The organism is Stagnihabitans lacustris (assembly GCF_025950525.1).
GTDB lineage: Bacteria > Pseudomonadota > Alphaproteobacteria > Rhodobacterales > Rhodobacteraceae > Stagnihabitans.
Window position 1 is genome coordinate 279064 of the sequence record NZ_JAPDGS010000001.1, and the last position, 20815, is coordinate 299878.

The 20815-nt window shown below is 64.2% G+C and carries 27 protein-coding genes; 6 read left to right on the forward strand and 21 right to left on the reverse strand.

What is annotated here, in order from left to right; genetic code table 11:
- Window positions 1-22: 22 nt before the first annotated feature.
- From NX862_RS01380 to NX862_RS01470, 19 genes are all read right to left on the reverse strand, one after another.
- Window positions 23-1510, reverse strand: a complete 1488-nt coding sequence (locus NX862_RS01380) for a DUF3375 domain-containing protein (protein ID WP_264492079.1) — start codon at window positions 1508-1510, stop codon at window positions 23-25.
- An 85-nt stretch (window positions 1511-1595) separates the two neighbouring features.
- Complete coding sequence (locus tag NX862_RS01385; RefSeq protein WP_264492080.1) at window positions 1596-1877, reverse strand: gas vesicle protein K; 282 nt, start codon at window positions 1875-1877, stop codon at window positions 1596-1598.
- A 38-nt stretch (window positions 1878-1915) separates the two neighbouring features.
- Window positions 1916-2506, reverse strand: coding sequence for a hypothetical protein (locus NX862_RS01390; protein WP_264492081.1), 591 nt, complete (start codon window positions 2504-2506; stop codon window positions 1916-1918).
- Window positions 2500-2709 carry a gas vesicle protein gene (locus NX862_RS01395; protein ID WP_264492082.1) on the reverse strand — a complete coding sequence of 70 codons (210 nt, stop codon included), beginning with the start codon at window positions 2707-2709 and terminating at the stop codon, window positions 2500-2502. The genes NX862_RS01390 and NX862_RS01395 overlap by 7 nt, the downstream gene beginning before the upstream one ends.
- Entirely contained in the window at window positions 2699-3379 is a 681-nt protein-coding gene (locus tag NX862_RS01400; RefSeq protein ID WP_264492083.1) for a GvpL/GvpF family gas vesicle protein, read from the reverse strand. The genes NX862_RS01395 and NX862_RS01400 overlap by 11 nt, the downstream gene beginning before the upstream one ends.
- Window positions 3379-4314 (reverse strand): GvpL/GvpF family gas vesicle protein, encoded by a 936-nt coding sequence (locus NX862_RS01405; protein ID WP_264492084.1) that lies wholly within the window; start codon window positions 4312-4314, stop codon window positions 3379-3381. The genes NX862_RS01400 and NX862_RS01405 overlap by 1 nt, the downstream gene beginning before the upstream one ends.
- A gap of 1 nt (window position 4315) precedes the next feature.
- Window positions 4316-6346, reverse strand: a complete 2031-nt coding sequence (locus NX862_RS01410; RefSeq protein WP_264492085.1) for an AAA family ATPase — start codon at window positions 6344-6346, stop codon at window positions 4316-4318.
- The gene (locus NX862_RS01415) at window positions 6343-6573 is read right to left on the reverse strand and encodes a gas vesicle protein GvpG (RefSeq protein WP_264492086.1); all 231 of its coding nucleotides are present in this window, start codon (window positions 6571-6573) and stop codon (window positions 6343-6345) included. Before NX862_RS01415 ends, NX862_RS01410 begins: the two co-directional genes overlap by 4 nt.
- Window positions 6573-7343 carry a GvpL/GvpF family gas vesicle protein gene (locus NX862_RS01420; protein WP_264492087.1) on the reverse strand — a complete coding sequence of 257 codons (771 nt, stop codon included), beginning with the start codon at window positions 7341-7343 and terminating at the stop codon, window positions 6573-6575. The genes NX862_RS01415 and NX862_RS01420 overlap by 1 nt, the downstream gene beginning before the upstream one ends.
- Window positions 7340-7855 carry an Hsp20/alpha crystallin family protein gene (locus NX862_RS01425; RefSeq protein ID WP_264492088.1) on the reverse strand — a complete coding sequence of 172 codons (516 nt, stop codon included), beginning with the start codon at window positions 7853-7855 and terminating at the stop codon, window positions 7340-7342. The genes NX862_RS01420 and NX862_RS01425 overlap by 4 nt, the downstream gene beginning before the upstream one ends.
- Window positions 7852-8175, reverse strand: a complete 324-nt coding sequence (locus NX862_RS19480; RefSeq protein ID WP_264492089.1) for a gas vesicle protein — start codon at window positions 8173-8175, stop codon at window positions 7852-7854. The genes NX862_RS01425 and NX862_RS19480 overlap by 4 nt, the downstream gene beginning before the upstream one ends.
- On the reverse strand, window positions 8172-8468 hold the full coding sequence (gvpO, locus tag NX862_RS01435) for a gas vesicle protein GvpO (protein ID WP_264492090.1): 297 nt from the start codon (window positions 8466-8468) through the stop codon (window positions 8172-8174). Before gvpO ends, NX862_RS19480 begins: the two co-directional genes overlap by 4 nt.
- A gap of 4 nt (window positions 8469-8472) precedes the next feature.
- Window positions 8473-8697, reverse strand: coding sequence for a hypothetical protein (locus NX862_RS01440; RefSeq protein ID WP_264492091.1), 225 nt, complete (start codon window positions 8695-8697; stop codon window positions 8473-8475).
- A 10-nt stretch (window positions 8698-8707) separates the two neighbouring features.
- Window positions 8708-9613, reverse strand: coding sequence for an AAA family ATPase (locus tag NX862_RS01445; protein WP_264492092.1), 906 nt, complete (start codon window positions 9611-9613; stop codon window positions 8708-8710).
- An 81-nt stretch (window positions 9614-9694) separates the two neighbouring features.
- Complete coding sequence (pcl, locus tag NX862_RS01450) at window positions 9695-10948, reverse strand: 4-coumarate--CoA ligase (protein WP_264492093.1); 1254 nt, start codon at window positions 10946-10948, stop codon at window positions 9695-9697.
- Window positions 10949-10958: 10 nt separating this feature from the next.
- Entirely contained in the window at window positions 10959-11450 is a 492-nt protein-coding gene (locus tag NX862_RS01455; RefSeq protein WP_264492094.1) for a hypothetical protein, read from the reverse strand.
- Window positions 11451-11461: 11 nt separating this feature from the next.
- A complete protein-coding gene (locus NX862_RS01460) occupies window positions 11462-12052 on the reverse strand; it encodes a hypothetical protein (protein ID WP_264492095.1) in 591 nt (196 codons plus the stop codon).
- 21 nt (window positions 12053-12073) lie between these two features.
- Window positions 12074-12448 carry a photoactive yellow protein gene (gene pyp / locus NX862_RS01465; protein WP_264492096.1) on the reverse strand — a complete coding sequence of 125 codons (375 nt, stop codon included), beginning with the start codon at window positions 12446-12448 and terminating at the stop codon, window positions 12074-12076.
- A gap of 28 nt (window positions 12449-12476) precedes the next feature.
- A complete protein-coding gene (locus tag NX862_RS01470) occupies window positions 12477-12902 on the reverse strand; it encodes a hypothetical protein (protein ID WP_264492097.1) in 426 nt (141 codons plus the stop codon).
- Between the two features lie 297 nt (window positions 12903-13199).
- On the opposite strand from NX862_RS01470, the gene NX862_RS01475 reads away from it, so the two are divergent.
- Both NX862_RS01475 and NX862_RS01480 read left to right on the forward strand, forming a co-directional pair.
- Window positions 13200-13679, forward strand: a complete 480-nt coding sequence (locus tag NX862_RS01475) for a hypothetical protein (protein ID WP_264492098.1) — start codon at window positions 13200-13202, stop codon at window positions 13677-13679.
- Window positions 13676-14518, forward strand: a complete 843-nt coding sequence (locus NX862_RS01480; RefSeq protein WP_264492099.1) for a hypothetical protein — start codon at window positions 13676-13678, stop codon at window positions 14516-14518. Before NX862_RS01475 ends, NX862_RS01480 begins: the two co-directional genes overlap by 4 nt.
- On the opposite strand, the gene NX862_RS01485 is transcribed toward NX862_RS01480, so the two are convergent.
- Window positions 14515-15210, reverse strand: a complete 696-nt coding sequence (locus tag NX862_RS01485; protein WP_264492100.1) for a GntR family transcriptional regulator — start codon at window positions 15208-15210, stop codon at window positions 14515-14517. The genes NX862_RS01480 and NX862_RS01485 overlap by 4 nt on opposite strands.
- Before the next feature lie 71 nt (window positions 15211-15281).
- On the opposite strand from NX862_RS01485, the gene NX862_RS01490 reads away from it, so the two are divergent.
- Genes NX862_RS01490 through NX862_RS01500 form a run of 3 tightly spaced genes read left to right on the forward strand, consistent with a single transcriptional unit; the run spans window position 15282 to window position 18433 of the window.
- On the forward strand, window positions 15282-16184 hold the full coding sequence (locus tag NX862_RS01490) for a dihydrodipicolinate synthase family protein (RefSeq protein WP_264492101.1): 903 nt from the start codon (window positions 15282-15284) through the stop codon (window positions 16182-16184).
- Entirely contained in the window at window positions 16181-17413 is a 1233-nt protein-coding gene (locus tag NX862_RS01495; RefSeq protein ID WP_264492102.1) for an NAD(P)/FAD-dependent oxidoreductase, read from the forward strand. The genes NX862_RS01490 and NX862_RS01495 overlap by 4 nt, the downstream gene beginning before the upstream one ends.
- 3 nt (window positions 17414-17416) lie before the next feature.
- Window positions 17417-18433, forward strand: a complete 1017-nt coding sequence (locus NX862_RS01500) for a proline racemase family protein (RefSeq protein WP_264492103.1) — start codon at window positions 17417-17419, stop codon at window positions 18431-18433.
- A 557-nt stretch (window positions 18434-18990) separates the two neighbouring features.
- Here NX862_RS01500 and NX862_RS01505 read toward each other — a convergent pair.
- On the reverse strand, window positions 18991-19173 hold the full coding sequence (locus NX862_RS01505; protein WP_264492104.1) for a DUF1127 domain-containing protein: 183 nt from the start codon (window positions 19171-19173) through the stop codon (window positions 18991-18993).
- Between the two features lie 304 nt (window positions 19174-19477).
- Here NX862_RS01505 and NX862_RS01510 point away from each other — a divergent pair, with 304 nt between their 5' ends.
- On the forward strand, window positions 19478-20539 hold the full coding sequence (locus NX862_RS01510; RefSeq protein ID WP_264492105.1) for an Mrp/NBP35 family ATP-binding protein: 1062 nt from the start codon (window positions 19478-19480) through the stop codon (window positions 20537-20539).
- The last annotated feature ends 276 nt before the right edge of the window (window positions 20540-20815 follow it).

Consider the following 20815-nt stretch of genomic DNA (forward strand, 5'->3'; position numbering starts at 1 on the left):
TTTTCGCCCTTTTTTGCCTGCCTTAGCCCGCCAAAGCCTGGTGGCGCATCTGCGTCGCGATGATTTCCGCCAACAGAAAGCGCAGATCCTGGAAGAAATCCTGCTGGGCGGCGCGGAAAGCGTCAAATCCGGGCAGAGGGGCGGGGCTCGCCCGTTCTGCCAGGGTCAGAATCGCTCCTGTGAGCGAATCATGCTTGGCATTGGCTTGGGCTGCGACCACGGCATCCAGCTTGGCCCCAAATTCGGGGAGCGGATCGGGCATGGCCTCCCAGCGGTCGGCGACGCTTTCGATCCGGCGCAGAGTTGCGCCCAAAGCCGTGGCAAAATTGGCGAAACTCTTGCGCTGCTCGGTCACGTCCAGAACTGGGCCTGGCCGGCTTTCCAAGCTCGCCACGCGATCTGACAGGGTCGTCAGCGCTGCCTGAATCGGCGAAAGGTCCGGGGGCGCAAGGCGTTCACAGAGCTGCGCCAACGCTTGCTCGATCGGCGTGAGCGAGGGCATCTCGCGCGCGTCGAGAGCCGCCAAAAACGGCTCCAACGTATCCGAGGGGCGGTTTTGCAGTGCGGCAATCTCCTCCCGCAGGGAGCCTACGCCGTCGAGCTTGCCATCCAGCGCCTCGATCCGGCGCAAAGCGGTCGACAGGGCGGTCGCATAGCCTGCGAAACTCTTGCGCTGTTCGGTCAGGTCCAGCATCGGCGTGGGCCTGTCTTCCAGCGCCGCGACCCGTTCTGCCAACTGCACAACAGAGTTCTGCAGCGGCGCCAAAGTCGCGGTCAGACGGTCGAACAGCGGGTCGAGGTCCAGTTGCGGCTTGGGGCTGTGCAAGAGTGCCTCGATCCGCCCAAGACGGTCGAGAATATCCGCATCGGGCGCGGGCGGTGCCATCTCTGTCACCGCATGATCAAGGCGCGTCATGACGTGTTGCATCGCCTGAAGGAAGCGCGCGTTCATCTGCCGCATCGGAGCCAGGTCGGGCTGGGGCGCTGGGCGGTTGGCGATCTCATCCAAGCGCGCCTCCAACAGGGCCGGATCGGGCAGCCGCGCGGTGATTTGCTCCATGAAATCAGGTGCCTGGCGCACGGTATCAAGAAGGGTTTCGATCCTGTCCACGACCGAAGGCCCCGCTTCGCCCTCTGCAAAAAGATTCAAGACCTCTTCTGCAATCACACCCTGCAGACGTTCGGCAAGCCCGAACTCGACGGCCTCCAGCCGGTCCGAGAGCCGTTCCCGCTCTTGCAACTCGGCCGAAAGCCCGCCGAGATCGCGTTCCAACCGCGCAAGGCGATCTTCGACATCGGGTGCGGTCTCTTCAACCAGGCCTTCAAGCTCTGCGGGCAGGCCCGCGGGGCAATCCAGAATCAGGCTGCCGTCGGCCTGCATGTGCAAGCCGGTCAGCGCGCCGCGTTCGACCAGGCCTTGCAGGTCGATCCGGGTCAAAAGCGGTTGACTGGGGGCCCGCCAGCTGCGGGGCGCGGTGGCTTGGCCGTCGAAAGTGGCAGGCAAGGTCATGGGAATGGGTCCTTGGGCGAACAGGCGGGGAAAACCCGGATGATTAGAGATAAACTGAACGCACTTAATGAACCCTTAAAGAGCCCTAGACAGTGCGGCCCAGAGGCCCCAAATCCAGCGACAAATCTTCTGGCCGCAGGCCAAAACGGGCGGCGAGGTCGTGCAAGGCGGCTTCGGCACGCATCAGGGTCAGGCCAAGCTTCTCTTCCTGCTCGGCCGAAAGCTCGCCACGTTCCACCTGGCGAATCGCCTGCAGCTCCATCAGCTGGCGCAAAAACTCCATCAGCCCCAGGACCAGCCTTGCGAGGTCCTGTTCGACGGTTTCGGGGTTCAGCCGCAAACGCCCTTCGGGGGCGACCTGCGACATGAGGCGTTGGATGTCGGCTGGGGCAATGTCGAGCGGTGTCATCGGAAGGCCGCCGCGAAAGCGATGGGAGGCCAGGGGCCGATGAGGGTCAACCGCGCACCGGACAGATCCAGCGGGCCAGCGCGATGCGCCAAGGTTTCGGTCGAGGGTAGGGCGTCGCGTCGGACCAGAAGATGGATTACGGCGCCGCCAGGCCGCAGCTCGACCGGAGAGGCCTGCAGCTGCAGCGTCCGGGCAAGATCTATCAACCAGGTCGCAGCCATGGCGCTCCGGGTGGCCCTTTTGCGCCGTGATGTCAGCCAGTCGCGACCGCTTGATTGCAAGTCTGTCGGCTCATCCCATTGAAGATCAAGGCTGATTTGCGCCATGCCCCGGATCGCCTTCAGCTGGGAGGTCAAAGCGATGACGTCACCCTGCTCTGCCGCGTCAATCGCGGGGCACAGGCGCGCGGGCGACAGCGGCAAAAGATCAAGGCCCTGATCGAAACAAAGCTGTTGCAGGGTCAAAACATCATGGGGGGTCGCGGCCAGAGCCGATAGAAGGGCCAGTCCGGCCAGGGGTTTGGCGGCGATTCCGGTCGGGGGAACCTGACCCGCCTCACACCATCCCAAGGCGACTTCGCCTAGCATTTTCGGCTTCCCATGATCTTGCCAGGCTCGGCCAGAACGAGGTCGAGGCCGATGAACACCAGGTCGACTTCGGCCACGCTGATCCATAGCTCGCCCCGCAGGACGACGCCGTGGCCCAAAAGGCTGTCGACGACATCGACCAGGCGGGTCTGTGCTGTTCCAAGCGCCTCGCCGGCGGTCATCATGCGCATTTCAACCGACATTTACCGCCTCCGGAGTGAAGCCATAGGCCGGCCAGGGGCCGGTCAGGGTCAGATCCAGGCCGAGGGCGCGGGCGGTCTCGCGGTGGCGCGCGGTCAGATCGGGCAGGTCGGCGGCCTTGGGCCGGTCGATCAGCAGCGCGGCATCCAGCAGGCGGTCGGCGCGGGGCGCGGCGGCCTGGCTGGTCTGGCGCGCAAGCGGGGCGACCTCGGACAAAAGCTGGCGGGCCAGCGCCATGCGACGGTCCCCCAGGTCACGTCGCAGGTCCCGCGCGGCGCGCCCGCGGGCCAGAAAGGCCCTTCCACTGTCGGCGGGCTCTTCGGGCAAGACCGGATCGCCCGCGACCCGCAGGCGCAGCACATATTCTTGCGCATCGCCAAGCGCCCTCAGCGACTGCGAGAGCCGCTTACCCTCGGCCGAGAGATGGGTATGCAGAGACTCTGGACCGGAAAAAACCGTGCCAAACCGCAGCGGCAGAACCGGACCGATGCGGCACCAAGCGGCCAGTATGTCATTGTGACGCAAGGCGATTTCTGCCATGGCCTCGGGTGTGTCCGTGGTGTCGGGCGCGGGACTGGCCAGGGCCATGAAGCCGCCCATGGCAAAGATGTGATGGGCCGGCGCCTGTGGCGCTGGGCCCGGGGCTGCCACGCCATGCAGGAAAAGCGCCATCAGGCCACCTCGCGAACCAGGGGTGCCGCCAAAGCCTGCCCTTCGGACCTTGCGCGGCAGAGAGCGAAACCACGCTCCCCTTCCAACCGGGCGGCGGCCTCGATCACGCGGGCCTGGAAGTCGATTTCCTCTAGATCCGCGCCGCCCGAGGCGATGAGCAACCGGCGCCGGATCGCTGCGACCTCATGGGCCTGGTCCAGTGAGGCGAGGCCGAAGCGGTCCAGCGCCCAATCGATTTGCGGTGCCGTCACCTGTTCCAGGTCCAGAGTGCAAAAGGACATGACCGGCGCGGGGCCCGTCAGGCGCAGGGTCAGCCCCTCGGTCCAGATGGCGTCGATCCGTTGCAAGGCCTGCTCCAACTCGGCCTCGGCCGCGCGGGGAAGCAAAAGCGCGCCATTCCACAAAAGTCCGGGAGCCAGGGGCAAGGTCAGGATTTCAAGCGCTGGCGCAAGGTGATCGACGATGCGGGCGCCCAGGTTTTCGGCCAGGCGCGAGACGGCCAGCGTGATGTCCGCGGCCACCAGGGGGCGCGTGAAAAGCGGAGCGATTTCAGGGGCATCGCGAAAACGAGTGAGGACCTGATCTTCGGTCCAGGCGATCTGCAATTGGTATTGCACCAGCCCTGCAAAGCGCGCGATCTGGTCGAACAGGAAGGGCCGGTTGGCGTCCAGAAAGACCGCGGCGGTCTGGGGCGACAGATGGGCCAAGGGGCTTGCGGGCAGGAAAGCGCCCAGCGGCATACAGGCCTCTTGGGCGCGCAGACGCTCTGACAAGGCCAAAAGCTGCGCCTTTCGGCTTTGCGGCAGACGCATCAGCGGGCGCGGTTGTGCGCCAAGAACAGCGGTCAGCCCATCCTGGACGACCATGCGCAGTTGGGGCAGCGGCGGTTGCGGATGGGCGCCTTCCAGAATGCCGTAAAGGTCGTGTTCGGCCATGTCATACCCTTTCTAGGTGATCTTCCGCCAAAAGCGCGGCCCGGGCGTGAAAGGCGGCCAAGGCATCCTCGAAATCGGCGGGAAGGAGGATCGGCGCGGAATTTGTCGCCAAAGCGCGGCGCAGGGCCGCGCGGGCGGCGGCGGTTGCAAGGCTGGCCAGGGCCGCGCCCGAAGCCCCCTCGGCCGCGCGGGCGATGGCGGGGATGTCGACGTCCCGCAGCGGCAAGGCGCGGGTGTGAACGGCCAGAATCGCAGCGCGTGCTATGGCATCGGGGCAAGGAATTTCGATCACGATGTCAAAACGGCCGGGGCGGGTCAGGGCCGGATCAATGGCGCCGGGGCGGTTGGTCGCGGCAAGGACCGTCACGCCGGTATTGGCCGAAAGCCCGTCCATCTCGGTCAGAAGTTGGGCGACGATGCGATCCAAAGAGGCATCCTTGCCGGCACGTTTTGGCGCAAGAGTGTCGATTTCATCAAGAAAAACAAGGCAGGGCGCGGCGTGACGGGCCTTGGTAAAGACCTCTGCCACGGCACGCTCGGCCTCGCCCAGAAACTGACTAAGGATGCGGGCCGGGCGCAGCGGGATGAAGTTCATCCCGCTTTCATGGGCCAAAGCGCGGGCCAAAAGTGTCTTGCCAGAGCCCGGCGGGCCCGAAAGCAGGACCCCGGCGGCAGGGCGCAGGCGCAGGGTGGCAAAGGTCTCGCGATGGGTTTGCGGCCAGAGGATCGCTTCGGTCAGCGCGGCCTTGACGTCATCCAGCCCGCCGATATCGGCGAAAGTCACCGTCGGGCTTTCAACATGGGTGTCGCGCAGCGCGCTGGGGGCGGTTGCGCCCAGGCCTTGTCGCAAGTCGGCCTGGGTCACGAACAGGGCTTGGGCCGCCAAGTTTTGTTCCCCGCCGGCCTCGCGCGTTGCGCGGTTCAGGGCCGCCATCGAGGCCTCACGCGCCAGGGCAGCCAGATCGGCGCCGACATAGCCATGCGCCTCTTCGGCGATGGCGGAAAGATCGACATCGGAGGCCAGGGGGGACCTGGCCAGATGAACCGACAAAATCTCCTTGCGTTGCGACGGGTTAGGCGGAGAGAAGGTGATTTCGCGATCAAACCGACCGGGGCGCCGCAAGGCGGGGTCCAGGCCGTCGGGCAGGTTGGTCGCGGCCATGACGATGATCCGGCCCCGGTCCGAGAGCCCATCCATAAGGGTCAAAAGCTGCGCCACCAACCGGCGCTCGACCTGCTTTTCGCCCGAAAGCGTGTCCCGTCGCGGCGCAATTGCGTCGATTTCGTCAATGAAGACGATCGAGGGCGCCTCTTTTGCGGCAGCGGCAAAGATCGCCCGTAAGGCGGCTTCGCTTTCTCCATAGTGTTTCGAGACGACCTCTGGCCCACTGATCTGAAAGAACGCGGCCGAGGTCTTGGCCGCCACCGCCCGCGCCAGAAGCGTTTTGCCCGAACCCGGCGGACCGATGAACAAAAGCCCGCGCGGCGGGGCAATCCCGAGGCGTTCGAACAGGTCGGGCCGCAGAAGCGGCGTGGCGACAAGCTCGTGAACCCGGGCAATTTGCTCGCCCATGCCGCCGATCCCGTCATAAAGCGGCGCAGCCTGCGGTGGGGTCTGCCAGGACAGAGCGGTGGTTTCGGTGAAAAGCCCCGCCGAGGGATCAAGGGCGATGACCTCGGCGCCCTGAACATGATCGCCCAGGGTAAGGGGCTGATCATAAAGACTTTCGCGCAGGTCAGTGACCCTGTCGCAGCGCAAGAGGGCCGAGCGCAGGATGGGCAAGGCCGCAGGCTCCAAGTCGACCATGTCGCCCAACTCGGCTCCCAGATTGGTCAGCATATCTGCCGCAACTTCGACTGCGCCCAGGCCGCGCGGGGCAGGCAGGACCCGGGCATGGGTTGTGCGCGCTGCCGTCAGTGCTACGACATCGCCGGGCGAAAGACCCAAGCTCGCGAGGTGGTCCAGACCAAGGCGAACAATGCCACTTCGGACCGACCCTGATTTGGCTGCGGCGAGAGGCAGGCGGATCATCTTGCCTCCTTCAGGCGCATCAGGATCTCTTCCTCGGCGGCGTCGTATTCGTCATCGGTGATGCGGCCGGCGACGAGTTCAACTTCCAGCAATTTCAGACGCTTGCGCAGGGTGGATGGGTCGTTCAACTCTTGTTCGGCCGCCTCTGTCACCTTTTGTGTGACCCACATCGCCCCGTCGAAAGGCCCCTTGATCGGCAAAAGCAAAAGTTTCGATAAAAGGCCCATCAGGCGGCCTGCTCTTCGGATTCAAGCGCCAAGGAAAGGCGGACGAAATTATAGGGCGGCACCGGGCCCACGAGCGTGATCATCGGTTCGGCGCCAGGGGCAAAGGTCAGCGCGCGGGTCGCGACCTCGACCGCCTGCAGGAAACTGGCCTGATCGGCCTCTGGCAAAAGGACCTCGGCGCGCAGAACCTCGGTGTCCTCATCGGGGCGGCGCAGGACATGGCTGCGGATCAGCGGGAGAATCGCCTTGATCAGGGCGGCTTGGGCGTGACCGCGGCGGCGATCCAGGCGGTCGGCGAGTTTTCCGCCGAACTCGGCCATGGCGAAATGCGCCTCGCGCCCCATGCGCGACAAACGCTCTCTTTCGCGGGAAAGCTCGGTATCCTCCACCATCGTGGCGGCCAGCGCGGTGGCACGGTCAAAGCTGACGCGCAAACCCAGTTCCACGCAACCCGCGACACGGGCGAATTCCGAGGCGATGACCGGAGCCCGCGCCGTGATCAGGGGGCGCACCTCGTCAAGATCGCGGGCGATCAGGCCAAAGCGTGCAGGCAAGACAGTGCCAAAAGGCATCATCGCCTCTTGCACGCGGGTATGGATCAGCATCAGGCGCCGCCGCGGTTCGATCTCGGCCGAGGCATGGGCGGAATGCACAAGGCCCCATTCGCCGATCTGAGTGATTTCCAATTCGGATTCAAGGCCTTGCATGTCGTGCAACGCCAGTCGCAATCCAGCGATGTCGCCGTCAATCAAGCCGTAAAGATAGATCATGCCGCAGCTCCGCGCAGGGTCAGGATGCCGTTGACCAGGGTCAGGGAGATGGAATCGGCCGCGCAGGGGGCAGGAAGAGTGACCGTTCCGCGATAGAGCCTTGCGCCGGTGGTGGTGACGGTGAGGCTCCGCCCCTCGGTCGCAAGCACGACTTCTGAGGCCAGAACGCCCGGCATTTCAGCGGTCAGAAGCCAGCCCGCCCCGTCCTCGAACATCTCGAAGGTCAGGTCGCGGGCTTGCGGCGTGGTGGGTTTGGCGCGGTCAGGGTTGACCGGCTTGGGGCCAGCCTTGGTCGCCAGCCCGCCAACCCGGACGCGAACCCCGGTATGGGTGCGGATCGGCCCCGTTTGGCTTTGCGTTTCGTTCATCTTGTCAACCGCGGCCTCTCCGGCCTCGGTCAGGCGCTGCACCGCCTCGCCCAGAACCTCGCCCAGGTTGCCAAAGAGCACCCCAAGGTTCAGGTCGATCGCCTCGGTGGCCTTGCGGAACTTCTTTTTCGGATCGTCGCTCATCGCGTCCTCGGTTTCACGGGTTGGGGTTGGGCCGTGATCTGCCGCTCCAGCGCGGTGATGCGGGCCAAAAGCGCGTCGTTTTCCGCGCGCAGGCGGTCATGGTCGGCCGAAAGCCGCGGGTCGCTTTCCCACCAGTTGATCCCCATCTCCTTGGCCTTGTCGACCGTGGCGATCAGCAGGCGCAGACGAATGGTCAGCAGCTCGATGCCGACGAGAGAGATGGAAATATCCCCCGCGATCACGATGCCCTTGTCGAGAATCCGCTCAAGCACATCGGCCAACCCGTCCGAGCTGGCAGCACCTTGCAGCTGATAGCTCATGACTGGTCCCGGTCCTCGCGGCGATAGCGGCGGATGCGTTCGATGCGCAGGGGTTCGCCCTCGCCGTCCATTTCGATTTCGAACGTGGCCAGAAGGTCGTTGTCGCCCATCCGCGCCATGGATTCGATGACGTCGATCTTGACGGTCCAGCCGCCGTTGGCCTGCCTTTCGCAGCGGCCGATGGCATCGACCGCCAGGGTCGTCATCGTCCCCAGCGCGGCGCGGGCCTGAACGATGGCCTCGACCATGGTCATCCGGTGGCTTTCGACCGCCCTTGCGCTTTCCAGTTTCATGGCCTCACTCCTCGATCAATCGGGTCAGACGACCGCGTTTACCCTCGATCCGCTCCAGCTCTGCGCGGTAGGCGCGGAGCCGGTCTTCGGCCTGTTCGATGCCCAAACGCAGCCGTTCGGCATCGAATTCCAGCCGCACCAGGTCGATGGCGGCCTCTTTCGGCGTATGGGCCACCCGCGACGAGGTCAGCGGCGGACGGCGGAGCATCTGGGTCTTGGGCCGTTTCATCGCAGTCTCCTCAGGTCAGCTTGGTCAGCTGTTTGGCGATCTGCCCGGCCGTGAACTCCTGCCCGCGGCCATTCATCACATCGGCGGTGATCTGGGCCAAAAGCGCGTCCGACAAAGTGCCCGACCGCAGGCGCAGAGCAGCGACCCGGGCAATCAGGATGCCCGCACGCAGCGACGCATGGCCGGCCTTTTCGGTGTCGTGCAGCAGCGCCAGAAGACGAACGATGCGCTGGCTCATCTCGGCATCAAGTCCGGTGCGGGCAGCGATGATTCCAGCCCTTGTTTCAACGCCATAGCCATCCAGCGTGAAGGTCACCATCCGGTCCAACAGCGCATCCGGCGTGGCATTGACCCCGGAATAATCATGCGGATTCGATGTCAGGATGATGCGAAATTCGGGATGCGCATGAAGCGTCGTGCGTTGGTTGACCTGGTCGGTCGAGATCAGAACCCCTTCCTCCAGCACCGACAAAAGGATGCCATTGGCCTTGGCGCTGGAGCGGGTGAATTCGTCGTAAACCAAGGTGTGACCCTTCTCCATCGCCTCGGCGAGGATCGAATCTTCCCAGGCATAGCGCGTCTGCTGTTCAGAGCGGCGCACGCGGGAGATATAGCGGTCAACGACAGAGGAGGTGTTCTGGCCGACCTCTTTGCCGATCATGTCATCGACATCAAGCCAGTCATTGCCCACCATGACCGAGACCGGCCGGCCGAGTTTATGGGCGATGGCCAGGGCCAAAGAGGTCTTGCCCAGACCCGCAGGGCCCTGAAAATGAATGGGAACCCCGGCGCGGGCGTAAAACAGCCCCCGCTTGATCAGCCCGTCGATTTCCTCATTTTCGAAGAAATGTTCGCTGGGGCCAAGGCCGAGCCAGGGGTTGGGGGCCTCGACTTCCGTCAGCGGCGGTTTCGGCATCGCGTGTTTTGTCACTTCCTGATTCCATTCTGGCGCAGATCAGCCTTTAGGGAACACTCGGTGAACAAGGTTAAACCTTCGTTAGCCGGCGAGGGTTCCATCGTCTTTCCAGTCGGAAAGTTTTCCCATCGGATTGCGCGGCAGCCGGGGGCCGAACCGCAGCGCGGCCGGGCGGGCGGGCGCGGGCAGGCCAAGGCAAAGCGCCGCGATCCCGGCGGTCAGGTCGGCCTCGGTGGCGTCCGGGGCGGGCACGACAAAGGCCTTCAGCCGGTCCTGACCCAGCCGCACGGCCACTTCGGCCACGCCCGGCAAGGCGGCCAGCAGGCTTTGGACATGGGCGGGCGATACATTGACCCCGCCGATCTGGACCACATCGTCCTTGCGGCCCAAAAGGTGAAACTGGCGGTCAGACAGCCAATCCAACCGGTCCTGCAGCGGCAAGATGTCGCGGTGCCGAACCTCTTCACCCTCCCGGGTCAGATGCGGCAAAAGGGTGAAGGGCGCGCCGAACCCTGCGCGCGTGGCGATGCCACCGGTCTCGGTTGCGCCAAAGATTTCCGTCAGTTGTGCCAAGCCGCAGGTGGCCGCGCCGGTGAATGTCTCGGCCGTGGCGGGGGCGGCAGAGGTCAGGCCCCGCACGCCTTCGGGCAGGCGCAACCCGCTTTGCGCCACAAGGCCCCAGGTGAAGGGGGTGCCGACCACCAGATCCCCCGCGCGGGCCTGTCGGAACAGGGCGGTGGGCGGCAAAAGGTGCAGATCGACCACCGCGCGCCCGATCATCTCGGGCAGAAGAACGCTGAAAAGGCAGCCATAGATATGATGCGGCGGCACCATCGTCAGCACGCGGCCCGGCGGCAGATCCGACAGGGGCCCGTGCAGATGACCACGGATCTCTGCCACCAGGTCATTGATCGCATGGGGAATATGTTTGACTGGCCCCGAACTGCCGGAGGTGTCGAAGGTCAGCACCAGACTGTCCGACATCAGCCGGACATGTTCTGCGATCAGACCCACCCAGTCGCCAAAGCGCCGCTGGACCAGAAGATAATCCTCGACCCCGGTTGTCGACAGGCCGAAAAAGCGGTTCAGCCGCAAAACCAGGCTCAGCCGCGACAGGCTGTCAAAGCCCAGCCCCTCTTCGTCGATGGTCAGGTCGGCCAAGGCGGCGTCGGTCAGGCGCGGATCGGACAGGATCAACCCGGCCGCACGGGGCATCTGGCCCTTGGCAATCAGGTCGGATTGTTCGGCCCGGATCAGGCTGGCCAACAGGCGGCCAAGACTGGGAAGGGTCAGGAGGCCAGGGCTGGCCTCCTGAAGGCATGTGGCGGCCGTCATGGCCTGACCCTCAACGCTTTTCCAGGTCGTAGAAGAACTCGCCGATCAGCGTCTCATAATGTCGGCGGGCGGCCATGACGCGGGCGCGCAGCTCCATCGCGCAGGCGGCCAGTTCGGCGGCGCCCATGCTGGTGTCCGACGGGTCCAGGGTCAGTTTGACATCCTGCCCCGCATCGTAATGCGCCAACTTCTCCAGCGCCTGATCCAACGCATCAAATTCCCAGGCTTTGGCGTGGTCGTTCTCGTCCTTGGAGGCGAAGAACTGTTTGACCGCGGCGACAAAGCGCCCATCCGTCGTGCGGTAGAGGTTGATCTCATACCAATAGGGCACGCCGGGGGTAAAGCTCATCGCCATGGCCAGTTCGCTGCCCTCGAACGAGAGCGGACGGGCGCCGGGACGTTTGATGCGGAAGCTCGGCGCAGAGGCGGGGGCCGCCGCGTAATGCGGCCCCCCGGCCATCGCCGATGGATCCTGATGCAGGCTTTCCATCATATAGGACATCATGTCTTTCCTTATGCAGGCAGAATCGCCTTGTTCAGGCATCCTGCGGCCATGGAGGTGAAAGCAGCGCGCAAAGCGCTGCGTGCAGAGGCGTGGACAGCGCGGGTTTCGGCATCAGGGACAAGCGCCGTTTCAAGGCAGCTTTCTGGCGCAAAGTCGCGCAGCAGGCGGGCGAAGGCGTCGGGGTCCGTCAGGGTGGCCGCACGGTGGATCGGCCTTGCGGCAAACCCCTCGGGCGGATGAACCGACAGGCCGATATGGACAACCTCGCCTTCCGACAGGAACAAGGACAGGTTCAGTTCGGCCGTGCCGGGCAGGTCTGCGACCCGGGCATGGCTTTCGAAGAGTTTCAGGCCAAGGAACTTCAGAGGGCGCGCGCCATCCTGGCGCAAGACATGGGGTTGCCATTCAGGCAAGGGCAGGGGCGGTTCCATCGAGGCCTGCCCAGGCAGACCACGCCCATCCTTCCCATGGATCAAAGAAATGTGCGGCGCCGGATCGGGAGCTTCGACCGGCTGCAACCCGGAGCGGCGCTGCCGCATCAGGTCCCGCAATTCTTCCGAGATCGTCACGTCGACGTCGATGGCAAGCTCTGCGCCCATCTTCGGTCACCTTGTTGAGACTCAGACCCGCTTCACGAACATCCAGCAGTTCTGGCCGTCGGGTTGCGCCTTCAGGTGGATCTTCACACCGACATCCGCGCCCTTGTAGGCAAAGGTATAGTCGAACATCGTGTTGATCTGTCCGGTGCGGTGGAACTTCAGGAATTCACCGTGAAAGCGCTTGCCCTTGGCACAGGGGGCGACATCGTTGAAGAAGTCCTTGCCGATCACGTCCTCGGGGGCGCGGCTGGCGATCAGGCCTTCCGCCTTGTTGTATTTCACGATCTTGCCCGAACGATCGAGCATGACGGCGCCGAAGGGAAGGTATTCAGCGCGCTGCGGTTCACGGGCGAGGATATTGTCCAGATCCTGGCTGCCGAAGGGAATGATTTCCATCTTGATATCCTTGAAGCTTGCTGAGGTTTCAGTCGTTCATCTCGACGCCGGGCTCGTTCTTCAGGAACGAATCCGACCGCGTCATCGACATGTCGTGAACGCGCTTGATCGGCTGCTTGCCGAACTCTTCGGGCTTTTGCGCCCGACCCTCAGCGGCGGCCCATTTGTAATCCATCGTCCCCAGGGACACGATGCATTGCGGGATCAACTCGAACCGTTCCTTCAGGGCGAATTTCGCCGAATCGACGTCGATCTGCTCGGCAGCTTCGAATTCGAGAAGGGCGGAAAGCTCTTCGACCTGGCTTTCGGCTTCGAGTTTGGCGGTGTTGCTGATGACCTCCGCGGCGGCCTGAAGGACCCATTCGGGATGGCCTCCCCGGACAATCAGGTTCCGACTTGGATCGCGGAACTCATACTGCCCATCAGCTTGGATGAGACGTCCAATTTCGCTCATTAGAGTGTTGCTCCTTCCGTCGCGGCGGTGACTGGACCACCGATGTTTGCGGATGGCTTTATGTGGACGCCAAGCGGTAAAGAAAGGCTCAAGAGGCCCACTGTTCCACCCGATTTACTTTGATAAAATTGAAATCAAAGCCTTGATCCGGTAAGGTGTTGAATTTTTGCATGAATATTTTCGAACGGGTTCTGGCTTTGGTTTCCGCCATCGAACATGTCCGGCAAAGCTTTGGCATTAACCGATAAGTTACGCGTTTCTGGCATTCCCCGTCAGCGTGGATCAGGAGATTGCCGGATGCCCAGAATGAGTCTGCGCCAGGATCAGGTGGCGCCCGATGGGGCGGACATGACATGTGGCCCTTTGGAACAGGTGGCGTTGGACCGTTTGTCCGGTGCGAAACTGACCTTCACCGGGCGACGCATCGCCCTGCACCATCTGACCCTGCCCTGGGGGGCGGCCGCGTCAATCGCGCTCTGGGCGAAGCAGAAATCCGGTTTCGTCATTGCGTTTCAAGTGTTTGGCGATGAAGGGTTGCGCCCTCATGCCGCTGGCGTCGAAACCTTGGATGACGCGATCTGCTTCCTTGAGGATTTCTGCACCCGACTGCCTGACCCGGTTCTTCAGGGCGCCTCCTATGAAGAGACGCTCTTGACCCTTCAACGCACGATCACCTTTCGCACGACATTCCTGACCCTGGTGGGCGAGGCGCTCGCCGATTGGATCGACCTGCCCCAGAAGACGGGCCGGAAAACTCAGCAGAAGGCCACAGCATGATGCAGCCCACCGATTTTCGCAGCAGGGCCCGCACGGTGCGCGACGCCGCCCGCAAACAGCTTTTGAAGCTCCGGGAAGAGCGGTTGAACCACAAGAGCATCCGCCTTGCCTCGGCAGGACAGGGCAGCGCGCCGCCGCCTGTTGCCGTTGATGAGGTCGAAGAACTGGTCCCGGAAGGTTTGGCGCCTGAAAACTTGGTCGCAGAGGGTTTTGCCTCGGAAGTGCTGGCGCCAGAGGGTGTGGTGCCAGAGGTTGAGGTTCCCGAAGTGACGCTTCCCGTGACCGTCGCGCCCGACCCGGAGGAGGCCTTGGCGCCGCCGCCAGAGGTCAAGCCCAAGGCGGCCAAGCGCAAGGCTCCGGCCAAGCCTGCCCGCAAACCCCAGCGTGCCACCTTGCCCGAGGCGCCAGAGGATCACTCGATCCGCCGTGCCGCCCTGGCCGAGATGTTCGACGAGGCGCCACCTGCCGTCCCGGCAGAGTCCGTGCATGCCTCAGATCCAGCAGAGGAATTCCCCCTGGATGACATCCTTGCGGCCGGCCCGCCGGCCCCTGCCGCCGACCTGGTCGAGGCCGAAGCCGCGGTTGAACCCGTCGCGTCCGAGGCGTCAATCCCACCCAGCCCCGCAAAATCGGTGGATGACCTGCATCTTTTGCCCGGCGCTGGCCCGGGTCTGATCTGGATGTTGCGGCAATGTGGCATCACCTGCCTGGCCGACCTCGCCACTTGCGATGGCAACGACCTCAGCCGGAAGCTCGGTCTCGTGGGACAGATTCTGGACGTTTCGGTCTGGCGCAGCTTTGCCATGGGCCAAGTCGCCCCGATGTCGCAGGCCTCCTAGCGGGGCAGAGCCACATCGGTCAAATGGGCCTCTTTCAGGAAATCGACGAATCCGTCCCGGAATTGGCGCGTATGGGCGTGGGCAAGCCGATCGGCTCGATCCATGTCGCGGTCGCGGATCGCCTCCAGCATCTCTTGGTGTTCGTCGGTCAATAGGACCCCGTCGCCGCGCTCCAGGAAGTCGAAATGCAGATGCAGCATGCGGCGGCCCTGATCCAAGAGCCGCTGGTAAAATGCTGATAAATATGGGTTTCTCCCGGCCTTTGCGATGGCCATGTGAAAGAGCTTGTTGGCCTCCGACATGGCCAGATGGTCGCCGCCGCGCACCGCGGCCTCGAACTCCGATTGCCGGGCCGCGATGGCGGTCAGGTCCGCGTCCGACCGCAACCCCGCCGCAAGCCGCGTGTTCATCCGCTGGGCAATGTCCAGCGCCTCGACATATTTCGGAAAGCTCTGAATATCGATGGGCGCCACGATGGTCGAGCGATTGGCCAGCGTCACCACCAGCTCATCCCCCGCCAGCCGGATCAAGGCCTCGCGCACCGGAGAGCGCGACATGGCAAAGCGCTCTGCCAGCGTGGTTTCGTCCAACAGCGCGCCGGGTTCCAGGCGCAAGGACAAGATTTCGTCGCGCAAAGTGTCGTAGGCATATCGGACGCCCGTCCCCTTGGCCCGCTTTGGTTCGCTCTCCATCGGCCCTCCCTTGTCGACACGTTGTTTTTCATTTGACGCGCCGTGACGCAAGCGCCATTCTTGTCGACATCATGACGACAAAGGAAATGACGATGAAGCTGCAAGGCGTCCTGCCGGCCCTGGTCACCCCATTCGATGCAAAAGGTTCCATCGACTTCGCGGCATTCGGCCGCCATTTGACCGCCCTGCGCGCGGCCGGCGTTGCGGGCTGGGTGCCCTGCGGTTCGTCGGGCGAATACAATTTCCTGACCGATGCCGAGCGGGATCAGGTCTTGCGCTTCGTCCAGGATTTCGCCCGTCCAGGCGAGGTTCTGATCGCTGGCACCAATGCGCCCTCGACGGCGGGGGTGATCGAAAATACCTTGAAAGCCAAGGCCTTGGGCTATGATGCCGTCCTTCTGGCCGTGCCATTTTACACCAAACCCACCCAGGCCGAGATCGTCCGCCACTTCCAGGCCGTGATCCAGGCCACCGACATGAACATCGTGCTCTACTCCTATCCCGGCAAGGATGGCGTCGAGATCGGCTATGAGGCGCTGGACGCGCTTGCCGACGAACCGCGGATCATCGGGATCAAGGAAAGCTCGGGCGTTTTGCAGCGCGCCATCGGGATCGCGACGCGCTACGCGGGGCGCATCCAGCTGGTCTCGGGCTCGGACGACATCGCCTGGGATTTCATGCATTGGGGCGCCGACAGCTGGATTTGCGGTCCGGCCAATTGCATGGCCAAGCCGGTCTGCGAGATGGATGCCGCCTTCCGCCAAGGCGACCATGCCCGCGCAAAACAGATCATGACCGCGATCTGGCCCGCCATGAACGTGTTGGAATCGGGGAAATTCGTGCAAAAACTGAAGTTTGGCTGTGAGCTGCAGGGCAATCCCGTGGGTGAATGTCGGATGCCGCTGGGGCCGCTGACCGCGGAGGAAAAGGCGGAATTCGCCCAGGCCATGCAGGTCGTGGTGGACTGGAAATGACCACTTTGGTGATCGGCGCGGGCATCATCGGCACCGCGCTGGCGCATGAGCTGCAAAAGCGCGGGCGCCAGGTCACGCTGATTGACCGCGCCGGGCCGGGGCAGGGGGCCTCTTTCGGCAATATGGCCTCGATTGCCGTGACAGAGTTCATGCCGGCCTCGCGCCCGTCGGTTTGGCGGCAGATCCCGGGCTGGATGCTGGACCCGGAGGGGCCGATTCGGGTCCGTCCCGGCCATATGCCGCGGCTTGTGCCGTGGTTCTTGCGGTTTATCGCGGCTTCGCGCCCCTCTCGGCTGCGCGCGCTGGAGGCGCAGGGGGCGGCTCTGTGTGCCCGTTCGCTGGAGGATACCGAGGCGCTTTTGGCCGCCACGGGCCTGTCGGACCAGATCACCGCCGAGGGCTGTTTGTCGCTTTATGCCGACCAGGCCGAATTCAAGGCTGACCGTGAGCATATTGAAATCCTTGAACGTTTTGGCATCCCCCATCATGTTCTGGACGGGGCCGCCCTGCGCGCGCTAGAGCCGGAAGTGTCCGATCACATCGGCATGGCGGTGCTTTTCCCGAAAAATCGCTCGATCAAGGACCCTTACAGGCTGGTTCTGGCGCTGGCCGCGCGCTTTCAAGCCTTGGGCGGGCAGGTTCTGCAGGGCGAGGTTGCGGGCTTTGTCCGCGCGGATCGGATCACGGGCGTGACGCTGAAAGACGGTCGCACCTTGCCCGCCGACGAGGTCGTCATCGCGGCCGGCGCCCATTCCGCGGCGTTGGCGCGTGCCTTGGGCGAGCCGATCCCGCTGGAGACCGAGCGCGGCTATCACACGCAGATCATGGCGCCCGGGATTTCGCTGCGCCATTCGATCATCTGGCCGGCCCGCGCTTTCATGGTGACGCCGACGGCGGGGGGCATCCGAGTTGGCGGCACGGTCGAGATGGCGGGGCTGACGGCGCCGCCCGACTATCGCCGGGCCAAGGTCACGGTGCGGCGCGCGCTGACCGCCTTGCCGCGCTTGCAGGTTCGCCAAACCTCGGAATGGATGGGCCATCGGCCGGCGCTTCCCGATACGGTGCCGATTCTATCGGCCTCGGCCCGGACGCGGGGGCTGTTTTACGCCACCGGCCACGGCCATCTGGGTCTGACCCAGGCCGCCACGACCGCCCTTTTGATGGGCGACCTGATCACCGGGGTCCGGCCCGCGCTGGACCTTACCCCCTATCGCATCGACCGGTTTTGACCCATGCGTGACCTGGAACTTCTGCTTGTCCATGCCCAGGGCGAGATCGGCCATGTGATCACCGGCGGCGCGCCCGATATTCCGGGTGCGACCGTGCTGGAAAAGATGAACCATATCAATCAGGTGGACGACAGCCTGCGCCGCTTTGTCTGTTTCGAGCCCCGCGCCCATGTGGCGATGACGGTCAACCTTTTGTTGGCGCCAACGCGGCCCGATGCCGATGCGGGCTTTATCGTGCTGCAGGCCGACCGCGCCCATCCGATGAGCGGGTCGAACGCGATTTGCGTCGTGACCGCCCTGATCGAAACGGGGCGCGTGGCGATCACGGGGCCAGAGACCCTCGTGCGGCTGGATACGGCGGCGGGGCTGATTCTGGCCCGGGCGCGCTGCGAAAATGGCCGCTGCCTTTCGGTTAGCCTGGACAATGTGCCGGCCTTTGTGGTGGCTTTGGACCACCAGGTTGACACGCCCTTTGGCGCTTTGAGCGTCGATATCGCCTTTGGTGGGGTGTTTTACGCGCAAATCGACGTGGCGCAGACCGGTTTGGCGATCACGCCCGACCATGCCCGCCAGCTGGCCGAGGCCGGTATCGCCATCAAGGCGGCGCTGTCGGGCCTGCGGGTCCAGCATCCGACGATCCCCAGCCTGACCGAAATCGCCTATGTCATGTTCCGCGACTATCAGGCGGATGGGTCCGTCGTGACCTGCACGACGCTGCGGCCGGGGCGGGTTGACCGCTCGCCCTGCGGGACGGGGTCGTCGGCCAACCTTGCGGTTTTGCAGGCGCGGGGGCGGCTGACGCTGCATCGGCCGATGATCTCGCGTTCGATCATCGGTGGGGTCTTCACCGCCGAGGCGATTGGCGAGACGACGGTTGGCCCCTATCGCGCCGTTTTGCCCCGCATCACCGGCGCCGCGCGGGTTTATGGTCGGCAATACCTGACCCGGACCGAGGATGACCCTTTTGCGGCGGGTTTTGCCCTGTCCGACACCTGGGGCCCAGAGGTCGGCGACCTGTAACCGCTTGAAATGACAAAGGGCCTGCATCTTTGGATGCGGGCCCTTTTGTCATGCAAGGAAGGGAGGCGGCGCGCTCGAGGGAGGAGGAAGAGCGCGCCGCAGGTCAGAAGGCCCAAGGGAGGAGGAGAGGGCCATCGACATCGGTGGGGCATTTGCCCCGAAAAGGTGCGACGGAACCCGAGGGAGGAGGAAGGGTCCCGTCGCTTTTTGCGGCGCGCCTCGGGAGGAGGTGAGGCGGCTGCGGTTCCCGGCCCGAGGGAGGAGGAGTGGGCCGGTAGAGGGTGGGCGGCGCCCCCGGGAGGAGGATGGGCGCGCCGCCGATCCGATGGCCCGAGGGAGGAGGAGGGGCCAACGAAATCAAATCTGTGGGCGGCGCGCCCGGGAGGAGGATAGGCACGCCGCCAGATCGAAGGCCCGAGGGAGGAGGATTGGGCCGTCGAAGTCTGGACCCGAGGGTCCGTAGTGCTGCTGCGACATCAGGGAGGAGGAGGATGCCGCAGTTTTCAGTCTGGATTGGGAGGAGGATAATCCCGACTGGTTAAAATTTCGTTCCCGCCTTAGGCGGCGTAGGCGGCCTCACGGGCCACGGCGCCGATGTTCGACCGCGACAGGCCCAGGTCGGCCAGATCCCGATCCGACAGCGAGTTCAGTTCGAACACGGTCTGATTATAGACCTTGCGGCGTTCGATCAGGTCCATCGCCACTTTCACCAGGGCGTTGAAGCGATCAGAAAAGCTCACAGACACGGAGCGGGAAGAGTTCACATAAGCCATGGTCAGCCTCACATTCATTTCTTTGGCGGCGAACCCTTCCGATCTCGTTTCGGCTTGTCCGTCGCTGTTAGGGCAAACATGGGGCATTTGCTGCGGCTGCACAATCCGCCCCCTCTTCAATGCCGCCATGCAGCATACGCATGGCTAGGCTTAACAAAAAGTTCATATTAATCATGTTGATCGCTGAATTTTTTAGCATTTGGTCAAGCGGCGCTTGCCCTTTGCCTGCAAAGGTCCCACCCTGCCGCGATACTGTGCAGCGGAGAAAGAAATGACCCTCTCACGCGAAGATGTGATGACGGTGCTGGCGGCGGTCAAGACCCCTTCGGGCGGCTCGCTTGTGAGCGATGACGTGATTCGGGCCCTGGTGGTCGAGAGCGGAAATGTCCGCTTCGTGATCGAGGCGGCCAACCCCGATCAGGCGCGCGGCCTTGCCCCCGCCCAGGCGGCGGCCGAATCTGCCCTGCGCGCGGCGGGGGCGATCAGCGTTTCGGTCGTGATGACGGCCCATGAGGCGAAAGCCCCGCCCAAGCTGACCATCGGCGGCCATCCGGCGCCGCACCAGGGCGGGCCGCAAAAGGTGTCGGGCATCGACCGGATCATCGCGGTGGGCTCGGGCAAGGGGGGCGTGGGCAAGTCCACCGTCGCCTCGAACCTTGCCGTTGCCCTTGCGCGCGAGGGGCGGCGGGTCGGGCTGCTGGATGCCGATATATACGGTCCCTCCCAGCCGCGGATGATGGGCGTGTCCAAACGCCCCGCCTCGCCCGATGGCAAGCTGATCGAGCCGCTGCACGCCCATGGCGTCACGGTCATGTCGATCGGCCTGATGCTGAAAGAGGACGAGGCGGTGATCTGGCGCGGGCCCATGCTGATGGGGGCGCTGCAACAGCTGTTGACCCAGGTGCTGTGGGGCAAGCTGGATGTGCTGGTCATCGACCTGCCGCCGGGGACGGGGGATGTGCAGCTGTCTTTGGCGCAGCGCACCCAACTGACCGGCGCCATCGTGGTGTCGACCCCGCAGGATGTGGCGCTTTTGGATGCGAAAAAGGCGCTGGATATGTTCCAGAAGCTCAAGGTTCCGGTCCTGGGCCTGATCGAGAACATGTCCACCTATATCTGTCCGAACTGCGGCCATGAGGCGCATATCTTCGGTCATGGCGGCGTCGCGGTCGAGGCCGCGCGGCTGAACCTGCCCTATCTGGGCGAACTGCCCCTGAACCTGGATGTCCGTTTGGCCGGCGATGCAGGAGAGCCCATCGCCGCGACCGACAGCCCCTTGGCCGAACCTTATCGCCGCCTGGCCCGCCGCCTGATCGACGGCGGCATGGGCTGACCTGTCCCCAAGTGGAACGCGGGGGCGTGAGCCTCCCGCGTTCTCCCGGCGGGCGTCGGCCACCCGCTTTATCCAGTCGGACCGCGCCGGGAAATCGCCCCCCGCCCGGGAAATCCCGCTGCGACCCGGGACACGCTGGGTGATTCGCGCCCGCTTTCCGGGAAACCGCCCCCCCAATCCGCTCTCATGCCCGAAAAACCGCCTCCCTCCCCGGATCGTGGGAAATCGCGGGCTAACCATATTTAGGCGCGCCATGGGTTTGACCTACCACCTGTG